The organism is Dichelobacter nodosus (genome assembly GCF_001263335.1).
GTDB classification, from domain to species: domain Bacteria; phylum Pseudomonadota; class Gammaproteobacteria; order Cardiobacteriales; family Cardiobacteriaceae; genus Dichelobacter; species Dichelobacter nodosus.
The window spans coordinates 199,975-222,489 of sequence record NZ_LGVW01000028.1 but is presented as its reverse complement, the minus strand read 5'-3'; the positions used below and the strand labels follow the sequence as shown (position 1 = coordinate 222,489).

Genomic DNA, 22,515 nt, shown 5'->3' with positions numbered 1-22,515 from the left:
GAATTTTGTCTTAGGAGTTAAAAATGTCTAAGCGTACCTTCCAACCCAGTAATCTTAGCCGTAAGCGCACTCATGGTTTTCGCGCCAGAATGGCAACAAAAAATGGTCGTCAAGTATTAAGTCGCCGTCGTGCAAAAGGTCGTTATCGTCTTACGGTTTAAATGTGGCAACACCCGATAACCGTTTTTCAAAAAATGCGCGGTTAACACAGCGTGGAGAATTTGACCGCGTTTTTGCCACGCCCGATCAGCGAAGTAGTGACCGTTATTTCACCGTTTTGGGACGTTTTTGCGGCGAAGAGCGAGCTCGTTTGGGAATCATCGTTGCAAAGCGTCACATCGCTAGAGCTCATGAACGCAATCGTGTAAAGCGCGTGGTGCGTGAGAGTTTCCGTCAATACCGTTTTAAAAAATTGCTTGATTTGGTCGTATTAGCAAGAGCTTCCGCACAAACAGCCACAAACGATGAATTACAACGCTCGCTGGCACGGCATTGGAAACATATTCAATCATGAGTCGAATTCTCATTGGCTTAATCAAATTATATCGTCTGACTTTAAGTCCTTACCTCGGTCAGCAGTGCCGTTTCGTGCCCAGTTGTTCTCATTACACGGAAGAGGCAATTCGCCGTCATGGTTCTTGGCGGGGCAGCTGGCTCGGTATTAAAAGAATAATGCGTTGTGGGCCGTGGTGTTCGGGGGGCTATGATCCTGTACCGGAAAAAGATGTGGAGAAACATGAAAGGTAATCTTAGAGTAGTTTTGTATACCCTCGCAGCGGGGTTATTTTTTATTTTGTGGCAACGTTGGCAAGTGGCAAATCGTCCCGTTGAAGTATCACCAACATTGCCGGTTGCCAGTCAAACCGTTAAAAAAACAGAAACGCTTGATCAACAACCGCCAATTTCGGCTTCTGAAACCTCGGAAGCACCCGATCGGGTGCGTGTGAAAACCGATGTATTGGATATTGCGTTTTCCACTCAAGGCGCTTCAATTGTGGAAGCGAAATTACTCAATTACGCGTTTACAATTGATAATAAATCGCCGTTGACTTTATTACATGCAGAAAATCCTAGCCGCATGGTGTTTCAATCGGGGTTAGTCAGTCAATCGGGAACAACAGCGCCCAATCATTTTTCACAATGGAAGAGCGCGCAAAAAGAATATGTTTTACCAGATGATGCGGAACATATCAGCGTTCCTTTTACGTGGGAAGATGAGCACGGCGTGCGGTTTACCAAAACTTTTACATTCCATCGCGGTACTTATCGTTTTGAAATTGAGGAAACCGTAGAGAACCAAAGCGAACGCCCGTGGCAAGGTTTTGCTTATCGCCAAATTGCTTTTGGAGAAGCTGCCAAAATGGGCGGTTTGGGACAAGTAGCAACTTTTACGGGCGCGGTGACTTCCTCTGAAGAAAATCGTTATAACAAAATCGAATTAAAAGACATCGCCAGCGCTAAAAAAGCCAAATTAAATGAAGTTACCCAAACGGGTTGGGTGGCGATGATGCAGCATTATTTTTTAGCTGCCGTGGTGCCGCAATCGGGCGTAGAAAATCGTTTATATACACAATACGATAACGGCGACCATATCGTCGGTACGCACGACAAAGAAGTAACAATTGCGCCGCGTGATACGCATCATTTCAAATCTACCGGTTATATTGGGCCCAAAATCAGCAAAAATTTATCCGCGATCGCGCCATATTTAGATAAAACCATTGATTACGGTTATCTCTTTATGATTTCCCAATTGATGTTTCACGTCATGACCTTCATTTATACAGTCATCGGCAACTGGGGCGGCGCGATTATCGTGATGACTTTATTAATTAAATGTTTGTTTTTTGTGCCGTCGGCGTGGGCGTATAAATCGATGGCAAAAATGCGGGCGTTACAACCCGAAATCAATCGCTTAAAAGCGCAATATGGCGAAGATAAACAAGCCTTTAGTCAAGCAATGATGCAACTGTATCGCGATAGAAAAGTCAATCCTGCCAGTGGTTGTTTGCCGATGTTATTGCAAATTCCATTTTTTATTGCGTTTTATTGGGTTTTGGCAGAATCCGTTGAATTGCGCCACGCGCCGTGGATAGGTTGGATTCAAGATTTATCATCTATGGATCCGCTTTATATTCTGCCGATCATCAATGCCGCGTTGATGTTTTTACAACAAAAACTCAATCCGCCACCACCTGATCCAACTCAGGCAAAAGTGATGATGATGATGCCGTTGGTTTTTGGGTTTATGTTTATGTGGTTCCCATCAGGATTGGTATTGTATTGGACGATGAGCAATGCGTTTTCCATCGTGCAGCAATACGTGATGAATAAACGTTATGGTCAACGGGTAACCAGCGCACAATCATGATTGCTAACGAAACCATCGCAGCAATTGCAACGCCTCCGGGAATTGGAGGCGTTTGCATTATTAGGATAAGCGGCGCACAAGCGCACGCGATCGCGGTTAATATCACACACAAAAAAAATCTGGTGCCGCGGCAGGCGATTTTGAGCCATTTTTATGACTTATCCGGCGAACAAATCGATCAAGGAATTGTGCTTTATTTTCCGGCGCCTCATTCGTTTACTGGAGAAGATGTTGTTGAATTACAAGGGCATGGCGGCATTGCCGTTGCTCATGCTTTATTGTCTGCAACTTTAGATTTTGGCGCGCGTTTGGCGCACGCTGGAGAATTTACGCAACGGGCATTTTTAAACGATAAATTGGATTTAGCGCAAGCCGAAGCGGTGGCGGATTTAATTCATGCGCGTTCACAAGATGCGTTGCGGGCAGCGAATCGTTCTTTGCAGGGCGTTTTTTCTCAAAAAATTGATGCGTTAGCCGATGAATTGTTGCGGTTGCGCGTTTATGTGGAAGCGTCGTTGGATTTTTCCGAAGATGAGATTGATTTTTTGGGTGAAGGAAAAATTCGGGAAAAACTGGTTGATTCTTTGCAAAAAACGCAGCAATTACTCGCGCAATCGCAGCAGGGGCAACTACTCAATGACGGGATTCATTTGGTATTAGCGGGAAAACCTAACGCGGGAAAATCGAGTTTACTCAATGCGTTATTAGGCGAAGAACGCGCGATTGTGACGCCGCAAGCAGGAACGACGCGCGATATCGTGCGTGAAGATTGGATCATTGATGGCATTCCCGTTCATTTATCGGATACCGCGGGTTTACGAGAAAGTCAGGATTTGGTGGAACAAGAAGGCATTCGCCGCAGTTTCGATGCCGTAAAACGCGCTGATATCGTTTTATTGCTGGCAGACGGCAGCGCGCGTGATAATGATGCGCGGGCGGAGTTTGTGTCGTTACAAGAAGAATTGCATCAATTAGCGCCGCATGCCCAGTTTTTGGTGGTTTATAACAAGGCAGATTTAGTTGATGAACAAACTGCTGGTGATGGTTTGTGGATATCGGCAAAAACTGGCGCTGGAATAGAAATATTATTGAAAAAAATTGCCACGTTAGCCGGTAAAAATCAGCATGAAGAAACGGTTTTTATCGCGCGAAAACGTCATATTCACGCGCTCGAGTCCGTAGAAGCGCATTTGCAACGCGCTTTGCAACAATTGGAACAATTTTTTGTTGCAGAATTGGTGGCGGAAGAATTGCGTTTGGCGCATCTGGCTTTGGGCACGATTACGGGAACGGTAAGCTCTGACGATTTATTAGATGAAATTTTTTCCGGATTTTGTATTGGTAAATAAGAAATTAATATCCATTAAAAACATATAATTAGTTAAATAATACGGGCATTCCTTGACCTTTTAACGTTCTCTCGCTAGAATTCGCCGTCTTCTAGGCATTCCCCGATAGCTCAGTCGGTAGAGCAAATGACTGTTAATCATTGGGTCGGCGGTTCGAGCCCGTCTCGGGGAGCCAGTTCACGTTATTTTATTTTTCACGATAAACCGATTTTTTCCCCGATAGCTCAGTCGGTAGAGCAAATGACTGTTAATCATTGGGTCGGCGGTTCGAGCCCGTCTCGGGGAGCCAAAATGAGTGCCACGCTTGCGTGGCATTTTTATTGCGCAGTAGCGCACTATTAAAGCGTCTTGCCTTCTTATTCTTCCTATAACGCGTACAATACGCATTTTTCTTGTTTATATTACGGACGATGCGCGATGAAGTTATTAACCTTATCTGATATTCAACGGTTGATTGCCAACGAAATGGAGCAAACAGAAAGGGTGATGCAACGAGAAATTTATACCGAAGTGGCGCTAGCGCAATCAGTGATGCGGTATGCGCTTCAAGCAAAGGGCAAAAGATTTCGTCCTATGTTGCATTTATTAAGCGCTGGCGTGTGCGATTATCGCGGGGATTTTGCGCCGACGGCGGCGGCGTTTATTGAGTTTATTCATAACGCTACTTTGCTTCACGATGATGTGGTTGATAGTTCTGATATCCGGCGGGGACAAGCGAGCGCTCATATTATTTTTTCTAATGCTGCCAGCATTTTGGTTGGCGATTTTTTATATACCCGCGCATTTCAATTAATGGTCAGTAGCGGCAATGCTGCGGTATTAAAAACGATGGCAGATGCTACTAATTTAATTGCTGCTGGAGAAGTGATGCAATTGGCAAATATGCATAATCCGGATATTGATGAAACGTGTTATTACCGCGTGATTGAGTTAAAAACCGCGGTTTTATTTTCTGCGGCGTGCAAAATTGCGGCACAACTGGCTGGTGTGAGCGAAGAAAAAATTGCGGCGTTAGCTGATTACGGTAAAAAACTGGGTATGGCTTTTCAAATGATCGACGATATGTTGGATTACATGGGCGATGAAAGCAAAATTGGCAAAGCGTTGGGCGATGATTTGGCTGAAGGAAAGCCGACAATGCCGTTGATTCGGGCGTTGCAACAATTATGTGATCCCGATCAAAAACGATTGCGCGCGATTTTGCAAACGGGCGACCGAGAAGCGATTACGGAAGTAATTACCTTGTTAAAAAAGACGGACGCTTTGGCATACACGCAAGCGCAAGCGGAAAAAATGGCAACCGCGGCGGCGGAAGCGTTAATGATTTTTCCAGAAAATGATTATAAAAACGCTTTGATTTCTTTAGCTTATCAAGCAGTGCATCGTGAAGCATGAAAAAAGCAGCCTAAAAATTAGGCTGCTTTAAGTTTCTAATGATTATTCACCGGCTTTTATTGGTGCTTTTCCTGTTTTTTCTGTGATTTTTTCTGTCATTTCCGCTTCCAGCGCTTTCATTTCTTTAAATACTTTTTCAGCTCTTGCCATAGAGGTTTCCGTTGCTTTTTCTGCTGAAACTTCTGGCAGTTTATTCAATTCTGCTTGTTCCTCGATAAATGTTTTTTCCATCGCTTGCCATTTTTCTAAAACGGAATTGCCGAATAAATCGGGGTAATCAAACGCCATTTTATCGATGTTTGCAGCAACCCAATACCATGAATTTTCATCGTATTTTGTGCTTTGTGAATTTTTATAAGCAGAATAAGTATCTGTAATGTTGCCGTAATACGGTAAATAAGGCGCGCTGCGTGTTAATCCCGTTGCTAACCATAAAACGCTGTTGGTATTCTGGGGTAATTTATCGCTTAATTGATAAATATGACCTTCCAAGACGTATTCATTGCCGAGAGGATATTTATAAACCGCGCGATCTTTTAAATCAGTGATGGCGTAACGACCTCGAGCGTTGTAAGTGACGGAAGGCGCTTTATCAGAGGGTTTAAATTCAGGCAAATGCTCGAAGCGATTGCGTTGCAAATTCATAACGTCAACAATGCTGATTTTACGATCGGAACTTTGTAAAAGTTCGTAGTGCGTATCGGTATATTTAATATTGGCGTTGGGATTTAAAAGTTTGATGCCAGAATAAGTGCGCGAACGGTTTCTATCTTCCATTTCTGGCGCATAAGATAATGCAACGTGGAATTTACCTTCTACAGTGGTATACGTGGTTGCTTTTCGTCGCTGTCGTATTAGCTAAAATTGAAACAAATAAAAAGGACGCTTTTTACTGCGTCCTTTAAAATTTGATTGGTCGGGGTAACAGGATTTGAACCTGCGACCCCTTGCACCCCATGCAAGTGCGCTACCAGACTGCGCTATACCCCGAACAGGGCGTTTATTATAGAGAGTTAAAGAAATGATGCAAGTAAAAAAAACATTATGGTTGCCGGCACAATGGTCAGAAAAGCTGCCAGTGATTGCCGGCGTGTCATTAACCGCGCAGGAAGATAAAAAAACGGGCTTTAGTCTTGCTCGTGATAACGATTTATCTATTGTGACCGCGCGCCGCGCACAATTAGCGCAATCTAGCGGTTTAACAGGCTCGTGGTTATGGTTAAATCAAAGCCATAGCGCGCAAGTTATCAGCGATGACGATTATCCACAAACGCAATCTGCCGATGCGTTAATTGCGCGTTCGAGCGGAACTGTCGCCGTGGTATTGACGGCGGATTGTGTTCCCGTTTTATTAAGCAACCGCGACGGCAGCGAAGTTGCCGCGATTCATGCCGGTTGGCAGGGACTTTATCGTGGCATTATTGCGCAAACCGTTTCACAAATGCACACGCCACCGCAGGCATTATATGCGTGGATCAGCGCCGCCATTCGTCAACCAAGTTATGAAGTTGACGAAGCTTTTTATCAGCGGTTTTTGGCATTATCTCCTGATTATGCGGCATTTTTCCGCGCCAATCGTTTGGGACATTATTTGGCGGATTTGCCTGCCATCGCGCATCAACAATTGCAAAACGCCGGATTACAACGCCCGCATATTTGCGACAGCGGATTATGTTCGTTTTCGGATCAACGGTTTTTTTCCTATCGCCGTAATCAACAAAATGCCGGACGCATGGCAAGTTTTATTGCCGTTTGCTAAAAAAATCCCCCGAACGAGCGGGGGAGATTCATTTAACGATAACCGTTAGGATTTTTTGTTTGCCAGCGCCAAGTATCTTTCATCATTGTTTCCAAATCACGCGTTGCTTTCCAGCCGAGTTCCCGCTCGGCTTTTGCAGGATTGGCGTAACACATCGCAATATCGCCTTGGCGTCTTGGCGCAATTTGATAAGGAATATTTTTACCGCTGGCGCGTTCAAAAGCATGAATGATTTCTAACACGGAATAACCCGTGCCCGTGCCCAAATTCCAAATATGCAATCCCTTTTTTTGTTCGATCACATTAAGCGCGTCAAGATGACCCTGCGCTAAATCCATCACATGAATATAATCGCGCACGCCGGTGCCGTCTTGCGTCGGATAATCGTCGCCGAAAACAGATAAATGCGGAAAAACGCCGGTTGCCACGCGCGCAATATAAGGCAGCAAATTATTGGGAATACCGTTGGGATCTTCACCAATTTCCCCGCTTTCATGCGCACCAATCGGATTGAAATAGCGCAAAATGGCAATATTCCAATCATTATCAGCGCGGACAACATCGCTTAACATGCGTTCAATCATCAATTTAGTAGCGCCGTAAGGATTGGTTGGGCTTTGCGTGGGATAATTTTCATCGATGGGATTTTGTATGGGATCGCCGTAAACGGTTGCCGATGAACTAAATACAAAAGTTTTGATTTTTGCTTCTTGCATCGCTTGCAACAGCACGGTAGCGCCGTATACATTGCAATGATAATAATCCAGCGGTTTTGCCACACTTTCGCCCACGGCTTTCAGCCCCGCAAAATTCATTACGGCGTTGATCGGATAATCGCAAAATAATTGATCCAGCAGCGCACGGTCGCGGATATCGCCTTTTACAAAAGGGATATTTTTGCCCGTGAGTTGCGCGACGCGGCGCAATGATTCTGGACTGCTGTTGCTTAAATTATCCAAAACAACCAGTTCATAGCCTTGATTTAAGAGTAATAACGTGGTGTGCGAGCCGATATAACCAGCACCGCCTGTAATTAAAATCATAATTCCCCCTCAATGTCGCCAATATCGCGGCGATAAGTCATACTGTTAAACGTAATGAGCTGAATGCCGCTGTAGGCTTTTTGTTTGGCTTCGGCAAGTGAATTGCCCAAACCGATGACGTTTAACACGCGACCGCCATCAGTTAAATATTCGCCGTCGAGTAATTTTGTTCCCGCGAAAAAAACATGTGAAAAAAACCGTGCTTTTTCAATATGTTCTATCGTGTAACCTTTTTTAAATGCCGCGGGATAACCTTGAGATGCCGCTACCACGCAAACCGCCGTTTGCTTTGACCAAGTCAGTGGCGTTTCTTCAAGACGCGCTTCCAAACACGATTGAATCACGGTTAATAAAGAACTTTGCATTAACGGCAATAAAGTTTGCGTTTCCGGATCGCCAAAGCGTAAGTTGTACTCTAACAGAAACACTCCGCGCTCATTAATCATTAAACCGAAAAAAATCACGCCGGCAAAACGCAAATTTTCGGCTTGTAATCCGCGCAATGTGGGTTGCAAAACGTCGGTTAAAAACTGCTGATATTGCGTTTCCGTAAATTGCGGGTGCGGCACAACAACACCCATGCCGCCCGTATTTTCCCCCGTATTATGTTCGCCGATGGTTTTATGATCTTTGGCGGCAAGCATGGGTTTGATGTATTTGCCGTCGTAAAAACTTAAAACAGAAGCTTCAAAACCCTGCAAATATTCTTCAATAACGATTTCTAATCCCGCTAAACCAAAGCGTTTTTCAATCATCATGTTACGAACGGTTGTTTGCGCTTCGGTATGCGTTTGACAAATCACAACGCCTTTTCCCGCCGCCAAACCGCTGGCTTTAATCACTACCGGATAACGGCAATTTTCTAAATAAGATAAAGCAGCTGACGGTTCGGTAAATATTTGATAATCAGCAGTTTTTATCTTGTATTTTTTCATGAAATCTTTGGCAAATGCTTTACTGCCTTCCAACATTGCCGCGGCTTGATGCGGTCCAAAAATGGCTAAATTTTCGTCATGAAAACGATCAACAATTCCTTCAACTAACCAAGCTTCCGAGCCGACAATGGTCAAATCAATATCGTTATCGAGCGCAAAAGCAACGATTTCATCGAGATCATCGCAACGCACGCATTCGGCTTTTTGTAATTCAACAATGCCGGCATTGCCGGGAGAAACGTAAATATTTTGAATTTCAGCTTCTTGAGCGAGCTTCCATGCGATAGCGTGCTCGCGCCCGCCGTTACCGATAATGAGGATCTTCATAAGAGGAAAACTCCTTATAGATGGCAATAAAGCTCTATTTTAACGGAATTACCGCGCATCATCGGGGTAATTTATCGCTATTTGATGATGATAACGATAAAAATCCGGTGCTCCATTCATGACGCTTGTCAAGCTATCGCGTATAATTTTCTCTTTTTTACGGGAATTCTATGATGGAGCTGAATTTAGATTATCAGCAGATTGATGAATTATTAGAACGAGAGCAGTCGCTGCGGAGGTATCTTTGACTACGCTGGAAAAGCAGAACGTTTAGAAGAAATCAACCGCGAATTAGAACAACAAGCGATTTGGTCGCAGCCGGAACGCGCCGCCGCGCTTAATAAAGAGCGTTCCAGCATGCAAACGGTGGTTTTAGGATTGGATAACATTCATCAGGGATTAAATGATGCGCGCGAACTCATGGCGTTAGCAGAAGATGAAAATGATGAAGAACTGGTGCAATCCGCGCGTTTGGATATTGAGCGTTTACAAAAATCTGTAGAAATTTTGGAATTTCGCCGCATGTTTTCCGGCGAATTAGACGCTAACAACGCTTTTTTGGATATTCAATCTGGATCGGGCGGAACAGAAGCGCAAGATTGGGCGGAAATGTTAGAACGCATGTATTTACGTTGGGGTGAAGCAAAAGGGTTTACCACCGAATTATTGGAAGAAACGCCAGGCGACGTTGCCGGCATTAAATCGGCAACTATTCGTTTTACTGGTGAATATGCTTATGGTTGGTTAAAAACGGAAATCGGCGTGCATCGTTTAGTGCGCAAATCGCCTTTTGATGCTAATAATCGCCGTCATACGTCTTTTGCCGCGGTTTTCGTTTCTCCAGAAATTGATGATGCTATTGAAATTGACATTAATCCTGCGGATTTGCGGATTGATGTTTATCGCGCATCTGGCGCCGGCGGGCAACACGTTAACCGAACCGAGTCCGCTGTTCGGATTACGCATTTGCCAACGGGAACCGTTGTGCAATCGCAAGACAGCCGAAGTCAGCATCAAAATAAACAAACTTGCATGCGCCATTTACGCGCTAAATTGTATCAATTAGAGTTACACAAACGTTCAGAAAGCGCGCAAGCGCTGGAAGATAGCAAATCTGATATTGGTTGGGGGAATCAGATTCGTTCTTATGTTCTTGATCAACAAAGAATTAAAGATTTACGCACCGGTTATGAAACCAGCAATACACAAGCGGTTTTAGACGGTGATTTAGACCCATTTATTCAGGAAAGTCTCAAACAAGGGGTAGAACTATGAGTCACAATGAAAAAATACAAGATGAAAATAAGTTGATTGCCGAACGCCGGCAGAAATTGCAAAAAATCCGCGATACGCAAAAAATTGCGTTTCCTAATGATGCGCGTCCCACGCATAAAGCCGCGCAATTGCATCGCGATTTTGATCACGGCGATGAAGCCGCTTTATCGCAAGCAGGAACCGTTGCCATTGCCGGACGCATGATGGGAAAACGGGTGATGGGAAAAGCCAGTTTTGTGCATGTTCAAGATGGATCTGGTGAACAAATTCAATTGTACGTTTCCAGCGATGCGTTAACCGAGGAAGTTTATGAAGAATTTAAAACGTGGGACGTCGGCGACATTATTTTTGCGTCCGGTTCTCTTTTTCGCACTAAAACCGGCGAGTTAACCGTACAAACAAACGCCATTCGTTTATTAACAAAATCATTGCGCCCGTTGCCGGATAAATTCCACGGTTTAACTGACCAAGAAATTCGTTATCGTCAACGTTATGTGGATTTAATGGTTAATGCACAAAGCTGCGATGTTTTTAAAGCGCGGTCAAAAATTATCAGTTATATCCGCCATTTCTTTGAAGCGCGGGACTTTTTAGAAGTGGAAACGCCGATGATGCACCCAATTCCCGGTGGCGCCGCGGCAAAACCGTTTATTACGCATCATAATGCTTTAGATATGCCGCTTTATTTGCGCATTGCGCCGGAATTGTATTTAAAACGGCTGGTGGTAGGCGGTTTTGAGCGCGTTTTTGAAATTAACCGCAATTTCCGTAATGAAGGCGTATCCGCGCGGCATAATCCCGAGTTTACTATGTTGGAGTTTTATCAAGCTTATGCCGATTACAACGATTTGATGGATTTAAGCGAAGTATTATTCCAAGGTTTGGCGCAAACCATTTTGGGCACGACGAAATTTGATTATCAAGGAACGGAAATCGATTTTTCACAATTCCGACGTTTGCCGATGCGCGATGCCGTTTGCCAATACGTTCCCGAAGCGGCAAATATTTTAGAAGACGCGCCGAAAATGGTGCAATTGTTAAAAGAAAAATTCCATATTGACGCGGGCAATGAAAGCGATTGCGGCAAATTGATGACGATGATTTTTGAAGAAGGCGTGGAACATTTATTAATTCAACCGACATTCGTCATCGAATATCCGGCGGTGGTTTCACCTTTATCACGGCGCAATGATGAAAATCCAGACATTACCGATCGTTTTGAACTCTTTATTGGCGGACGCGAAATTGCCAACGGCTTTTCCGAACTCAACGATGCCGAAGATCAAGCCGAACGCTTTAAAGAACAAGCTGCCGCATTTGAAGCCGGCGATGAAGAAGCAATGCATTATGACGGTGATTTCGTGCGCGCGTTGGAATACGGTTTGCCGCCCACCGCGGGTCAAGGCATTGGCATTGATCGTTTAGTGATGTTATTGACCAATGCGCCTTCAATTCGTGATGTGTTGTTATTCCCTCATATGCGTCCCGAGTAGGTCATGATACGGATATTATTGTTAGTAATGAGCGTGACGATGATGCGTCACGCTTTTTCCGAACGCTTTGTATTACCGCCGGCAGGCGTTGATATCGTCGGCATGGTGCGGCAAGTAAACGTGCAAAAAGATGAAGATTTGCTCGATATCGGACGTCAATTTGGTATTGGCGTTGAAGCAATGCGTCATGCAAATCCTGACGTTGATTTATGGGCGCCGGAAGTTGGGAAAAAAGTATTGGTGCCTTCGCGTTATATTTTGCCGGAAGTGCCGCGGGAAGGCATTGTGATTAATTTGCCGGAAATGCGTTTGTATTATTTTCCGGAAGGTAAATCATTGGTTTACGTTTACGCCATCGGCATTGGTCGTGAAGATTGGGGAACGCCGCTTGGTGTGCACACGATTACCGAAAAACGTCCTAATCCCACGTGGACGCCGCCGGCTTCTTTGCGCGCCGAACACGCTGCAAAAGGCGATATTTTGCCGGCGGTTGTAGAAGCAGGCCCTAATAATCCTTTGGGACTTTTTGCCATGCGTTTATCGAATCCGAGCTATTTAATTCATGGCACAAATAAACCGTGGGGCGTCGGCATGCGCGTTTCGCACGGCTGCATTCGTATGTTTCCCGAAGGGATTAAAGAATTATTTGCGATGACGCCGCAGGGTACGAAAGTAAACGTAATCAAACAAGAAATGAAAGTCGGCTGGTTTGGCGATGAATTATTTCTTGAATATCACCCGCCGATTGATGAAGATCGCATCAGCGCTCAAGCGGCGATGAAAAAAGCCATTGCCGTGGTGACAGAAAAAGCATCAGCACGCGGATTGCGCGTTTCAGAAAATTTGATTCGAGCGGTGGTTGAAGAAGCATCGGGCATGCCGGTTCCCGTGACAACGACGCCAGCAAACAATCTTTAACGCAAAAAGCGGAAGTTATTCTTCCGCTTTTTCTGTATGTTCTTCATTCGTTGCGACAACTTTTAACTGCAAAATGCGCCGTTGATTGGCTTTACTGACGATAATTTCCCAACCATCGATGGATAAACGTTCGCCGTTGATGGGAATGCGTCCAAAATAATGCAGTAAATAACCGCCGATAGTGTCGGCATCTTCATCGGGCAAATGAGTTTGAAATTGTTCATTAAAATGCTCGATCATCATCAGCGCTTTCACTTGATAACTGCCATCGGGTAGCGTACGAATTTCCGCATCGGGAATTTGATCGTGTTCATCGTCAATTTCGCCAACGATTTCTTCGATAACGTCTTCAATGGTTACCAATCCCGATAAATTGCCGTATTCATCGATGACGATCGCCATATGATTGCGGTTGGTTCGAAAATCGCGCAGCATCGCATCGAGCGGTTTACTTTCAGGAACAACGGTTGCCGAACGGATTACTGCCATAAAATTGGGATTTTCGTCGTCATCAACCAATATCGGCAGTAGATCTTTAGTAATTAAAATACCGAGAATTTTTTCGTGACTTTCATCGATGACGGGATAACGCGAATGTCCCGATTGAATAATTACGCTTAATACTTTATCAAGCGACCAATGCTCATGAATAACAACCATTTGCCCGCGCGGAATCATCACATCGCGCACGTGCGTATGATTGAGTTCAAGCAAGGATTCCATCATCGTGGCAGTATCATCATTGATGGTTTGATTGTGACGGTAGTCGTCTAACAAAAGATGAAAGGCATCTTGGGGATTTTCGGGTTGTGTTTTATCGGTGAGTAAAAGCGCCAGTTTTTTCAACCAGCTGCTTTTCGATCCAGAAAATTCATCATTCATTGAGGTTAAGGAATAATTGATACGGCGATTATTGTAACGCATTTAAAAGTAATTGTGCTTTATGCGCGGTGATACGGGTGATGATGATTAATTGACCACGCGCGATATAACGCTTCGGCAACGATAATGCGCACTAAAGGGTGCGGCAAAGTCAGCGCGCCTAATGACCAACTTTCTTGCGCGCGGTTTTTTACTTCCGCGCTCAATCCTTCAGGTCCGCCGATAATTAAAGCCAACGAACGGGCATTTTCTTGCCAGAATTGCAAACGCGCCGCCAATTGTTCGGAGCGATAATTTTTGCCAGCAATATCAAGCGTCACCACATAATCTTTGCCGGCGAGCGCGGCTAATATTTGTGCACTTTCTTTGCTGCGCGCGGCAGCGATTTGTTTATCATCACCGCGTTTTTGCAGGGGAATTTCTTTTAATTGCATATTGATTTCCGCATTAAAACGCGTTGCATAATCAGAAAAACCTTCATTAACCCAATCCGGCATTTTATTGCCCACCGCAATAATTGTGATATCCATTTTTATCCTTTGAAAAATAGCGCGTACCGTAAATGATTTTGCCGCCGCGGTAAAGTCGGAATAACGGCAGCAATTTTCTTTAAAGTGCGGCGGTAATCACTGCGGTTAAAAAATCTATTTGCTAAAATATTACTTTTTAAACAGGATTTTTATCATGAGTGTACGTCGTATTTTTGTCAGTTCGGCTTTGCCGTATGCCAACGGTTCCATTCATTTAGGGCATATGGTGGAACACATTCAAACCGATATTTGGGTGCGTTTTCAACAATTACGCGGGCATGAATGTTATTACGTTTGTGCCGATGATGCCCACGGCACCGCGATTATGTTACACGCCGAAAAAAAAGGCGTTACACCAGAAGTATTATTAGACGAAGTGCGCGCCGAACATATCAGCGATTTTCAAGGATTTTTAATCAATCATCATCATTATCACACCACGCACAGCGATGAAAATCGTCAACTCACCAACGAAATTTATCAAACGCTGAAATCCAAAGGTTATATTCTCAAAAAAGAAATTTCCCAGCTCTTTGATCCGGAAAAAAATATCTTTTTACCCGATCGCTTCATCAAAGGCATTTGCCCTAAATGTCAGGCAAAAGATCAATATGGCGATAATTGCGAAGTTTGCGGATCAACTTATGCGCCCACGGATTTAATCCAACCGTATTCCGTGTTATCCGGCGCGACGCCGATCATGAAAAAAAGTGAACATTTCTTTTTTGATTTGCCGCAATTTACCGATTTTTTAAAAGATTGGTTACAACGCGCGGATCTGCAACCGGCAATGCGTCATAAATTAGCGGAATGGTTTGAAGCGGGATTACAACCGTGGGATATTTCGCGCGATGCGCCTTATTGGGGTTTTACCATTCCTGAAGCAAAAGATAAGTATTTTTACGTTTGGCTTGATGCGCCGGTAGGTTATTTGGGCAGTTTTCAAGCATTTTGCCAGCAACATCAACACGTTTCTTTTGACGATTTTTGGCGTGATGACAATAAAACGGAACGTTATCATTTTATCGGCAAAGATATCGCCTATTTTCATATGTTATTTTGGCCGGCGATGCTGGAAGGCGCAGGATTACAAAAACCGACGGGCGTTTTTTGCCACGGTTTTTTAACAGTCAACGGCGAAAAAATGAGTAAATCACGCGGCACATTTATCAAAGCCCGCACTTATTTAAAACATTTGCGCCCCGAATATCTCCGCTATTACATCGCCAGCAAATTATCGGCGAAAGTTGAAGATATTGATTTGAATTTGAACGATTTCCGGCAAAAAGTAAACAGCGATTTGGTCGGAAAATTGATTAATTTAGCCAGCCGCAGCGCGCCGTTTTTACAACGTTTTGCCGATAACACAACAGTTTCCGCTTTTTCGGATAGCGCATTATTGGAGCAATTGCGCGGTAAAAGTGAAACCATCGCCCGCGATTATGAACAACGCGAATTTGGTCAGGCGGTGCGCGAGGTGATGGCGTTGGCTGATGCGGTAAATGCTTATGTTGATGAAACAAAACCGTGGATTTTGGCAAAAGAAACTGGAAAAGCGGCGGAAATTGCGCAAATTGCCAGCGTGGTTTTGGAAGCATTTCGTTTATTAATCATTTATTTAAAACCAGTTTTACCGAAAGTTGCCGCTGATGCGGAAGCGTTTTTAAAATTATCGCCGCAATCGTGGCAAGATATTGAAAAACCGATGATCAATCATGAAATTGCCGCATTTTCGCCGATGATGCAGCGGATTGAAGAAGCAACTTTAAATGCGCTGATTCAAGACAGCCGAGAAGAATTGAAAGCCGAAACAAAAGCGCCCGTGCAACCGTCCGCCGCGCCGGAAAAAAGCGAAATTACGATTGATGATTTTGCACAATTGGATTTACGCATTGCCAAAGTTTTGGCGTGTGAGGCGGTGGAAGGTTCTGATAAATTGTTGAAATTTCAATTAGATGTGGGCGATTTGGGCAAACGCCAAGTATTTTCTGGCATCAAAAGATTTCATCAACCAGAGGAATTAGTTGGGCAATTAGTTGTTTACGTAGCCAATCTTAAACCGAGAAAAATGCGGTTTGGCGTCAGCGAAGGCATGATTTTATCTGCCAGCGACGATTGCGATTTACAAATTCTTTTGGCAAACGGACGCGCCCGCGCCGGTATGACCATCAGTTAGCATTAAATGAAGATTAATATGCGCGCCGGCAACGCTTTGGACGTTGCCGACATGGCGCGCGAATGTGGCGTTTATGTGCCGCAAGAACATGATGAATTGATTGTTGCCGTTGATGGTAACACGTTATGCGCGTTTGCGGCGTGGCAAAAAGTTTTCGATGAGGCAACGTTATTATCGTTTGCCGTGGTGCGCGATTATCGGCGCCGCGGTATTGGTAAAACATTATTAGCTGAATTTTGTCGGCAATGCGATGCGCGCGGCGTGGCGTGTTGTTTTTTAGAAGTGCGCGCGAGTAATGACGCGGCAAAATGTTTGTATCAACAGTTGGGTTTTATGCCGATTGTTCGTCGTAAACATTATTATCCCGCGTCGAACGGTCAGCGAGAAGATGCGATTTGTTATTGTCGAAACGCGGCGGTTGACGTTTTACAAAAGGAAAGAAGATGACGGAATCATTGGAAATGGGTAAAAGCATTGATTTTAATGTGCAAACTTTTGATTTTAAATCGGCACAATTTTATCTCGATCGGGCTTATGCAAATGCGCCGTTTATTCATTGTTTAACGAATAATACGACTAAATTTTTTGTGGCAAATGCATTGTTGGCAATTGGCGCGAAACCGGCAATGGTGGAATCGTGGCAGGAAGTCGTTGAATTTTCTCAACGTGCGGCAAATGTGGTGATGAATTTGGATTCGTTAACCGATGAGCGGTTGCGTTCTTTATCGATGAGTGCGCAAGTAGCGCATGATCACGGCAAATGGTGGGTTTTTGATCCGGCAGCGGTCAGCGATATTTTGTCTTACCGCAGCGGTTTTGCGCGCGAATTATTGCGTTATTATCCGCGGGTGATTCGTGGCAATGCCTCGGAAATTTCTTATTTGAATGATACGTACGGACGCCGTAGTTTTGAAAATGTGATGAGTTCTTCGGAAGCAATTGAAGCGGCAGTGAAATTAGCCATTCATCAACGTGCGGTTGTCGTCGTTACGGGAGAAATTGATTATGTGACCGACGGCGAGACGATTTTAGCAGTGCGCGGCGGACACCCTTTTTTAGGGCGCGTTTGCGGCACGGGTTGCGTTTTATCGGCGATGATTGCGTCAACGGTATTATGTGGTGACGTTTTGTATGGCGCGGCTTCTGCGTGCGCTTTGATGAAACGCGCCGGTGAACGGGCGGGTTTAACGACTTCGGGATTAGGCAGTTTTTATGTTGCGTTATTGGATAATTTAACGTTTCCAATGCGTTATCAAGATTAAGCGTTGATTATTAAGCGCATAAAAAAATCCCCTGAAAAGGGGATTTTTTCTGGGTGGAGGGTGGAGTTTTTAGGCAAAAGCCACTTGCAATAACAAGAATGTGATACTTGCCACCATAACGTATGCAAAAATCGGGAAAATAAACCGCAACCAATGGGTATATTTCATGCCGGTGAGTTCGGAAGTAACTAAAACCATACCGGTCGGCGCGATAAAGGACATGGTATTTTGTCCCCAAATATAAGCCGAAACGATAACAGAACGATCAATACCGGCTGTATCTGCTAAAGGCGCCATAACAGGCATTGACAATACGGCAAGTCCTGAAGATGACGGCACCACGAATCCCAAAATGAAGAACACGAAATACATCACGATAACAAAGAGATAACTGGACATACCCGCAACGCCGCTAGATGCATAATTGAGAATAGTGTCTGAAATCATACCGTTTTCAAGGATAATGTTGATACCGCGCGCCACGCCGATAATCAATGCAACGGATACTAAATCAGATGCGCCACGCATGAATGCGCCGATTACTTTTTCTTCACCCATATTGGCAACAAACATCATGATCAAAGTAATGGCTAAAAATGATGATGCCATTTCTGGGAACCACCAGCCCAAAGCTACCACGCCATAAATCATGATGAAGAAGGAAGTAATGAATAAGCAAAGAATGATTTTTTTGCGTGCGGTGAAATCGGCAGCAGTTTCGCTATTTAAATTAACGGGATAGCGCCGCATATAATCTTCTCTATCTTCATAAGCATAGGAAAATTCTGGATTGGCTTTAACTTTTTTGGCGTACCAATACAAATAAGAAATCACCACGATACTACCCAAAATTAAACCGATAATCCGCCAGCTGATACCGTTAGTAAACGGAATACCCGCCGCGCCAGAAGCAATAACCACGGCAAACGGGTTAACTGTGGTATACGTGGTACCAATGGTTGAAGCTAATAATACCGCGCCCACGCAAACGAGCGAGTCATAACCCAAAGCGATAAAAATCGGGCATAGAATCGGATAAAACGCAACAGTTTCTTCCGCCATACCAAAACTGGTACCGCCAAAAATCGTAAAGATGGAGACGAAAAATACCAAAATAAATTCGCGACCTTTGGTGCGTTTGGTCAGCGCCGTAAGTCCTGCTTCAAACGCGCCGTTGGCGTTAACGATACCAATCATACCGCCGAGTATTAAAACGAATACCATGATATCTGCAGCTTCAATGGTACCGTTGACAATGCTCATCACCAATTCTTTAGCGCCTTGGCGTTTGCTTTCTAAACGTTGATAAGTATCGGGAACGGAAACCGCTTTGCGAATTTTTCCTTCGGTAAATTGACCCAAGTCAATCGAAATTTTTCGGGCTTGTAACTCTTCTTTTGTAGCTGGTGCAGATTCAACGCGTCCATCTGGATGTGTGATGCTAAATTGCTGTGTATCGGCATCATATTTTAACTTGGCATACGAACCGGCTGGAATCACCCACGTTGAGAACGCGGAGAGCACTAAAATGATGAATAAAATGGTAAAAGCTGTTGGCATTTTCAGCTTTCTAAAAAAGCCACCGATAGACATCGCATTATCTCCAATTTAATTAATTAGTTGAATGAAAAGGATTTTATCTTCTAATCTTGATAAAAGGTCAGAAAATCCCCCGCGCGGGATTATACTATGAGCGTTTCAATTTTTTAATATATTTGCGGCGCGGATTGGGATTTAAGTGCAAAAGCAGTGTTTTTTAATAAAAAACGGCACAAAATGTGCCGTTTTCTTATCTTTTTAAATCCAATTAGTTCATGGATTTCATCAAACGCTGCGCTTCAAATACTTCCTGCCGCATTTGCTCGCTAATAACGTCTTTATCGCAAGCTTCATCAACGCGCGCGGTAAATGTTTGTGCGGTTAATGTTCCGGCTTTATGCGCTTGATGAATCGCATATTCAGCGGCTGCCGCGGTTTGTAATGTCTTTAATGCAGAATGAACGGTTGCAACGGCGGGATTCGTTTTTTCATCGCCTAAATAGAGTTCCTGCGTTAAATTTTTTAATGAAACCGCGTTATTTTCCACCGCTTGAGCACAAGCAAGAATTAACGCATGACTGGGGCATTTTTGCCGGCGTCCCAATGGAAAACACAAACATTTCATTAAAAACACCATTTTGCGGCAAGAAAATGCTTCAATCATGGCATAAATAGCATTTTCGGCAGCGAATAAAGCCGTGGTCAATCCATATTGAGCCAACGCCAATTCATCGGTTACGGCGCCGTTATTTTGCCAAAATGCCAACGTTGCCCGCGCGCGATAAAGCGCCGCAAATGCGGTAGTTGCGTGTTTTAAAAAACGCGGATTATCGTCAATAGCGCGACTGATGACCGCAACATCTTTAATAAGCGCAAAACTTGCTGCCAAACGCGTTAATTGTGCGTAATAAGGAAATAATTCCGGAACAAACGGCGCCGGCGCTTTAAATCCTTTGCCGTGCGTGATGCCCAAAACAACGCTACGACCATAATGGCGCAAAAATTGCCGCGCGTGGCGGAAAAGTACTTTTTCTAACGTTAAATCTTGTTGTTGGCTGATGGCTTGACTTTCTTCCAACCAAAAATCGTGTTGACCGATTAGTTCGGAAAGGGCAGTTAATTCTGGTTTTTGCGACAAATGAAAATGCGGCAAAACATGGTGAAAATGATTCAGCGGCGTGCAAAGCATTTCCGTGCTTGCCAATGTTTGTAACGCCAATGAGCGCTCGATTAATGCCGTCAATAACGATTGACCTTGCGCTTGCCCGATGAGAGTTAACGTATTTTGGTTTTGAGCGGCGGGTGCGGCAGCTTGCAAAGCGCGTAATTGATAAGTAAGACCGGCAATATCGGCTAATTCGTCTTCAAATTTTTGTCCGTGACGCGCGGTTGCCATACTTGCCCAAGCCGAACTCAAATATAAAGCGGTTTGACTCATGCCCCAACGAACGGTTGCGCGATCAGCATTTATATAAAGTAATGCGCTGGGACTATGAGATGCGATTTTTGCCATGATATGCGCGGCGGCAGTGGTTGAAAAACCGCGTCCACCGCGTTCTTTGGCGATTGTTAATGCTTGAAAACCGTGTTCTTCAATATATTTTTGCGCAGCTTTGGATAATGATTGCTGTTGGGCGATTTCTGTTTCATCGAGTAATGCACACAATTCCTCTGTTTCTTGAGCTAAAAAGGCACGTTCTGCTTCGGTTAATGCTGTTTGCGCAGCGGGTGCGCTTTCGATAGTGCCGTTAAAGAGATCTTTTTCCCAACCTGTATAAACGGCATCAGCCAATTGTTTTTGTTCACTTTCTGTGATGACAGGACAATATTTTTTAAGACGCGGAAAAAGGTAAGGGCGGATTTTTTCGCGCAACATTGGCAAAGCAATGGCGGCGCAGATTGCTAAACTGAGCAGTAATACCAAAGTAGAATTAATAATGGTTGCCAAAATGGCAAGACCGACAGCCCAACCCCATAAAGGTGCGCCGCAATAAGCGAGCAGGGTAATTCCAGCGATGAGAATGAAAAAAGCAAAAATAAATGTCATTTATACAGTCCTTTAAGAATAATTGACAAACGAAACGGTTTGCCGGCGTGGTGATGGCGCGTTCCATAAAATTGGGCAAACGGTGCGCAATCACGCATGAGATTTATTTAAAAGATTGTAAACATTTTTTTACCGTTAAAGCTATATCAAATTGCTTTTTGAGTATTAAACGATACGGGCAGCGAACGGTCTGCGTTTCTTGGATAAGCAAAATTGGGAGAGAATAAAAAACGGCGTAAAATCGATTTTTATAAAATTTTTATTTTTTAACAATGAGTTGAAAGAAAAAAGATGATTTTTGAACGTTATTTTGGGATTTCGCGGTGGAGCGAAATCCCATTTTTTTTTGATTATTGATGATCTTTATCAAATAAGATAATTTCATTGGTTTTTGCGGCGCCGGTACGTTGGATTACCGTCATCACGCGTTCAACTGCTGCTTCAGCAGCTTTTTCCAAAGAATGTCCTTTTAATAAATGTGCAACTAATGAAGCGGCAAAAGTATCGCCGGTGCCGTAGGCTTCCACATCGTGAAACGCGTGCGTTTTAACGATGGTTTTATCTGCGGTTACAATCACATATTTCATTTCACCATTAGCCCAAGTTTGCGGCGCGGCGCTGGTTGCGATAATCCAACGCGTGGTATCAGAAAGCAGATTTTTTGCCGCCGTAATCGATTCTTCTAATGAATTGATTTTACAATCAGCAAGATATTCTAATTCAAAGTGATTAGGCGTCATACCGGTTGCGAGATGGCGTAATTTTTCCCGATAAACTTTCGCTAAATTCGGATCAACATATAATCCGCAGCCCACGTCCCCTAAAACCGGATCAATTTGAATTAAAATATGCGGATAGTCGCGACGAACTTCAGTTAAAAAATTTGCCAAGATATCAGCTTGTTTGGGACTGCCTAAATAACCCAAAATAATCGCGCGCGCGCTTTTTAAAACGTCTCGTTCTTTTAAAGCGGTTAAAAAGCCTGCAAACCATTGATCGTCGATAACGCCGCCGTACATGGTGGGATAATGCGGACGATTGGAAAGTAAAACGGTGGGAACAGAACTAACGGTTAAATTGTAGTGTTCCAGCGTTGGAACCGCCGCGCTATTGCCCACGCAGCCATAAACGACTTGCGATTGAATAGAAATCACATCAACGGGCAACGGTAAATTTTGACTCATATTTCCTCCTACAGTTTAATTTGGGGCGGT

21 protein-coding genes and 3 tRNA genes are annotated in these 22,515 nt (G+C 44.1%); 15 read left to right on the top strand and 9 right to left on the bottom strand.

Annotated elements, in window-relative coordinates; all coding sequences use genetic code 11:
* Window positions 1-23: 23 nt before the first annotated feature.
* From rpmH to AKG33_RS05555, 8 genes are all read left to right on the top strand, one after another.
* Window positions 24-161, top strand: coding sequence for a 50S ribosomal protein L34 (gene rpmH / locus AKG33_RS07205; RefSeq protein WP_012031265.1), 138 nt, complete (start codon window positions 24-26; stop codon window positions 159-161).
* A gap of 2 nt (window positions 162-163) precedes the next feature.
* Window positions 164-514 (top strand): ribonuclease P protein component, encoded by a 351-nt coding sequence (gene rnpA / locus AKG33_RS05580; RefSeq protein ID WP_012031264.1) that lies wholly within the window; start codon window positions 164-166, stop codon window positions 512-514.
* The gene (gene yidD / locus AKG33_RS07200) at window positions 511-747 is read left to right on the top strand and encodes a membrane protein insertion efficiency factor YidD (protein WP_012031263.1); all 237 of its coding nucleotides are present in this window, start codon (window positions 511-513) and stop codon (window positions 745-747) included. Before rnpA ends, yidD begins: the two co-directional genes overlap by 4 nt.
* On the top strand, window positions 737-2,371 hold the full coding sequence (gene yidC, locus AKG33_RS05575; protein WP_012031262.1) for a membrane protein insertase YidC: 1,635 nt from the start codon (window positions 737-739) through the stop codon (window positions 2,369-2,371). Before yidD ends, yidC begins: the two co-directional genes overlap by 11 nt.
* Complete coding sequence (gene mnmE / locus AKG33_RS05570; protein ID WP_012031261.1) at window positions 2,368-3,720, top strand: tRNA uridine-5-carboxymethylaminomethyl(34) synthesis GTPase MnmE; 1,353 nt, start codon at window positions 2,368-2,370, stop codon at window positions 3,718-3,720. Before yidC ends, mnmE begins: the two co-directional genes overlap by 4 nt.
* 99 nt (window positions 3,721-3,819) lie before the next feature.
* Window positions 3,820-3,895, top strand: a tRNA-Asn gene (locus AKG33_RS05565).
* A 38-nt stretch (window positions 3,896-3,933) separates the two neighbouring features.
* Window positions 3,934-4,009, top strand: a tRNA-Asn gene (locus AKG33_RS05560).
* Window positions 4,010-4,137: 128 nt separating this feature from the next.
* Window positions 4,138-5,115 carry a polyprenyl synthetase family protein gene (locus tag AKG33_RS05555; RefSeq protein WP_041729571.1) on the top strand — a complete coding sequence of 326 codons (978 nt, stop codon included), beginning with the start codon at window positions 4,138-4,140 and terminating at the stop codon, window positions 5,113-5,115.
* Window positions 5,116-5,157: 42 nt separating this feature from the next.
* On the opposite strand, the gene AKG33_RS05550 is transcribed toward AKG33_RS05555, so the two are convergent.
* Both AKG33_RS05550 and AKG33_RS05545 read right to left on the bottom strand, forming a co-directional pair.
* Window positions 5,158-5,970: a C69 family dipeptidase gene (locus tag AKG33_RS05550; protein WP_081423597.1), complete on the bottom strand. Its 813-nt coding sequence runs from the start codon at window positions 5,968-5,970 to the stop codon at window positions 5,158-5,160.
* A gap of 58 nt (window positions 5,971-6,028) precedes the next feature.
* Window positions 6,029-6,105, bottom strand: a tRNA-Pro gene (locus tag AKG33_RS05545).
* 31 nt (window positions 6,106-6,136) lie between these two features.
* Between AKG33_RS05545 and pgeF the strand changes: the two genes are divergently transcribed.
* Window positions 6,137-6,874 (top strand): peptidoglycan editing factor PgeF, encoded by a 738-nt coding sequence (gene pgeF / locus AKG33_RS05540; RefSeq protein ID WP_012031258.1) that lies wholly within the window; start codon window positions 6,137-6,139, stop codon window positions 6,872-6,874.
* 32 nt (window positions 6,875-6,906) lie between these two features.
* On the opposite strand, the gene galE is transcribed toward pgeF, so the two are convergent.
* The gene (gene galE / locus AKG33_RS05535; RefSeq protein ID WP_012031257.1) at window positions 6,907-7,917 is read right to left on the bottom strand and encodes a UDP-glucose 4-epimerase GalE; all 1,011 of its coding nucleotides are present in this window, start codon (window positions 7,915-7,917) and stop codon (window positions 6,907-6,909) included.
* Window positions 7,914-9,179 carry a phosphoribosylamine--glycine ligase gene (purD, locus tag AKG33_RS05530; protein ID WP_012031256.1) on the bottom strand — a complete coding sequence of 422 codons (1,266 nt, stop codon included), beginning with the start codon at window positions 9,177-9,179 and terminating at the stop codon, window positions 7,914-7,916. Before purD ends, galE begins: the two co-directional genes overlap by 4 nt.
* A gap of 170 nt (window positions 9,180-9,349) precedes the next feature.
* Here purD and prfB point away from each other — a divergent pair.
* The 3 genes from prfB to AKG33_RS05515 all read left to right on the top strand — a co-directional run bounded on the left by prfB (window position 9,350) and on the right by AKG33_RS05515 (window position 12,865).
* A protein-coding gene (prfB, locus tag AKG33_RS05525) for a peptide chain release factor 2 (RefSeq protein WP_119185535.1) occupies window positions 9,350-10,454 on the top strand; the annotation gives its coding sequence in 2 pieces (ribosomal slippage) (window positions 9,350-9,424 and window positions 9,426-10,454; 1,104 coding nt in all).
* On the top strand, window positions 10,451-11,947 hold the full coding sequence (lysS, locus tag AKG33_RS05520; RefSeq protein WP_050708021.1) for a lysine--tRNA ligase: 1,497 nt from the start codon (window positions 10,451-10,453) through the stop codon (window positions 11,945-11,947). Before prfB ends, lysS begins: the two co-directional genes overlap by 4 nt.
* A gap of 3 nt (window positions 11,948-11,950) precedes the next feature.
* Window positions 11,951-12,865, top strand: coding sequence for a L,D-transpeptidase family protein (locus AKG33_RS05515; protein WP_228369801.1), 915 nt, complete (start codon window positions 11,951-11,953; stop codon window positions 12,863-12,865).
* Between the two features lie 15 nt (window positions 12,866-12,880).
* On the opposite strand, the gene AKG33_RS05510 is transcribed toward AKG33_RS05515, so the two are convergent.
* Together AKG33_RS05510 and rlmH are read right to left on the bottom strand one after the other, a co-directional pair.
* On the bottom strand, window positions 12,881-13,747 hold the full coding sequence (locus AKG33_RS05510) for an HlyC/CorC family transporter (protein WP_012031252.1): 867 nt from the start codon (window positions 13,745-13,747) through the stop codon (window positions 12,881-12,883).
* A gap of 59 nt (window positions 13,748-13,806) precedes the next feature.
* Window positions 13,807-14,277: a 23S rRNA (pseudouridine(1915)-N(3))-methyltransferase RlmH gene (rlmH, locus tag AKG33_RS05505; RefSeq protein ID WP_012031251.1), complete on the bottom strand. Its 471-nt coding sequence runs from the start codon at window positions 14,275-14,277 to the stop codon at window positions 13,807-13,809.
* Between the two features lie 154 nt (window positions 14,278-14,431).
* Between rlmH and metG the strand changes: the two genes are divergently transcribed.
* From metG to AKG33_RS05490, 3 genes are read left to right on the top strand one after another with little or no spacing between them, the layout of a single operon-like run.
* On the top strand, window positions 14,432-16,453 hold the full coding sequence (gene metG / locus AKG33_RS05500) for a methionine--tRNA ligase (RefSeq protein ID WP_012031250.1): 2,022 nt from the start codon (window positions 14,432-14,434) through the stop codon (window positions 16,451-16,453).
* A 6-nt stretch (window positions 16,454-16,459) separates the two neighbouring features.
* Window positions 16,460-16,900, top strand: a complete 441-nt coding sequence (gene rimI, locus AKG33_RS05495; RefSeq protein ID WP_119185534.1) for a ribosomal protein S18-alanine N-acetyltransferase — start codon at window positions 16,460-16,462, stop codon at window positions 16,898-16,900.
* Window positions 16,897-17,715: a hydroxyethylthiazole kinase gene (locus AKG33_RS05490; RefSeq protein WP_012031248.1), complete on the top strand. Its 819-nt coding sequence runs from the start codon at window positions 16,897-16,899 to the stop codon at window positions 17,713-17,715. The genes rimI and AKG33_RS05490 overlap by 4 nt, the downstream gene beginning before the upstream one ends.
* A 69-nt stretch (window positions 17,716-17,784) precedes the next feature.
* Here AKG33_RS05490 and AKG33_RS05485 read toward each other — a convergent pair whose 3' ends face one another.
* The 3 genes from AKG33_RS05485 to pdxK form a co-directional block, all read right to left on the bottom strand.
* Complete coding sequence (locus tag AKG33_RS05485; protein WP_200902144.1) at window positions 17,785-19,275, bottom strand: YfcC family protein; 1,491 nt, start codon at window positions 19,273-19,275, stop codon at window positions 17,785-17,787.
* A 247-nt stretch (window positions 19,276-19,522) separates the two neighbouring features.
* Window positions 19,523-21,301: an acyl-CoA dehydrogenase domain-containing protein gene (locus AKG33_RS05480; RefSeq protein ID WP_012031246.1), complete on the bottom strand. Its 1,779-nt coding sequence runs from the start codon at window positions 21,299-21,301 to the stop codon at window positions 19,523-19,525.
* Between the two features lie 350 nt (window positions 21,302-21,651).
* Window positions 21,652-22,485, bottom strand: a complete 834-nt coding sequence (gene pdxK / locus AKG33_RS05475) for a pyridoxine/pyridoxal/pyridoxamine kinase (RefSeq protein ID WP_012031245.1) — start codon at window positions 22,483-22,485, stop codon at window positions 21,652-21,654.
* Window positions 22,486-22,515: the final 30 nt, after the last annotated feature.

Bases quoted from the DNA above. Each gene is read 5' to 3' on its own strand.
- rpmH (WP_012031265.1), top strand. From the start codon at position 24: ATGTCTAAGCGTACCTTCCAACCCAGTAATCTTAGCCGTAAGCGCACT.
- yidD (WP_012031263.1), top strand. From the start codon at position 511: ATGAGTCGAATTCTCATTGGCTTAATCAAATTATATCGTCTGACTTTA.
- yidC (WP_012031262.1), top strand. From the start codon at position 737: ATGAAAGGTAATCTTAGAGTAGTTTTGTATACCCTCGCAGCGGGGTTA.
- mnmE (WP_012031261.1), top strand. From the start codon at position 2,368: ATGATTGCTAACGAAACCATCGCAGCAATTGCAACGCCTCCGGGAATT.
- AKG33_RS05555 (WP_041729571.1), top strand. From the start codon at position 4,138: ATGAAGTTATTAACCTTATCTGATATTCAACGGTTGATTGCCAACGAA.
- pgeF (WP_012031258.1), top strand. From the start codon at position 6,137: ATGATGCAAGTAAAAAAAACATTATGGTTGCCGGCACAATGGTCAGAA.
- galE (WP_012031257.1), bottom strand. From the start codon at position 7,917: ATGATTTTAATTACAGGCGGTGCTGGTTATATCGGCTCGCACACCACG.
- purD (WP_012031256.1), bottom strand. From the start codon at position 9,179: ATGAAGATCCTCATTATCGGTAACGGCGGGCGCGAGCACGCTATCGCA.
- lysS (WP_050708021.1), top strand. From the start codon at position 10,451: ATGAGTCACAATGAAAAAATACAAGATGAAAATAAGTTGATTGCCGAA.
- AKG33_RS05515 (WP_228369801.1), top strand. From the start codon at position 11,951: ATGATACGGATATTATTGTTAGTAATGAGCGTGACGATGATGCGTCAC.
- AKG33_RS05510 (WP_012031252.1), bottom strand. From the start codon at position 13,747: ATGAATGATGAATTTTCTGGATCGAAAAGCAGCTGGTTGAAAAAACTG.
- rlmH (WP_012031251.1), bottom strand. From the start codon at position 14,277: ATGGATATCACAATTATTGCGGTGGGCAATAAAATGCCGGATTGGGTT.
- metG (WP_012031250.1), top strand. From the start codon at position 14,432: ATGAGTGTACGTCGTATTTTTGTCAGTTCGGCTTTGCCGTATGCCAAC.
- rimI (WP_119185534.1), top strand. From the start codon at position 16,460: ATGAAGATTAATATGCGCGCCGGCAACGCTTTGGACGTTGCCGACATG.
- AKG33_RS05490 (WP_012031248.1), top strand. From the start codon at position 16,897: ATGACGGAATCATTGGAAATGGGTAAAAGCATTGATTTTAATGTGCAA.
- AKG33_RS05485 (WP_200902144.1), bottom strand. From the start codon at position 19,275: ATGCCAACAGCTTTTACCATTTTATTCATCATTTTAGTGCTCTCCGCG.
- AKG33_RS05480 (WP_012031246.1), bottom strand. From the start codon at position 21,301: ATGACATTTATTTTTGCTTTTTTCATTCTCATCGCTGGAATTACCCTG.
- pdxK (WP_012031245.1), bottom strand. From the start codon at position 22,485: ATGAGTCAAAATTTACCGTTGCCCGTTGATGTGATTTCTATTCAATCG.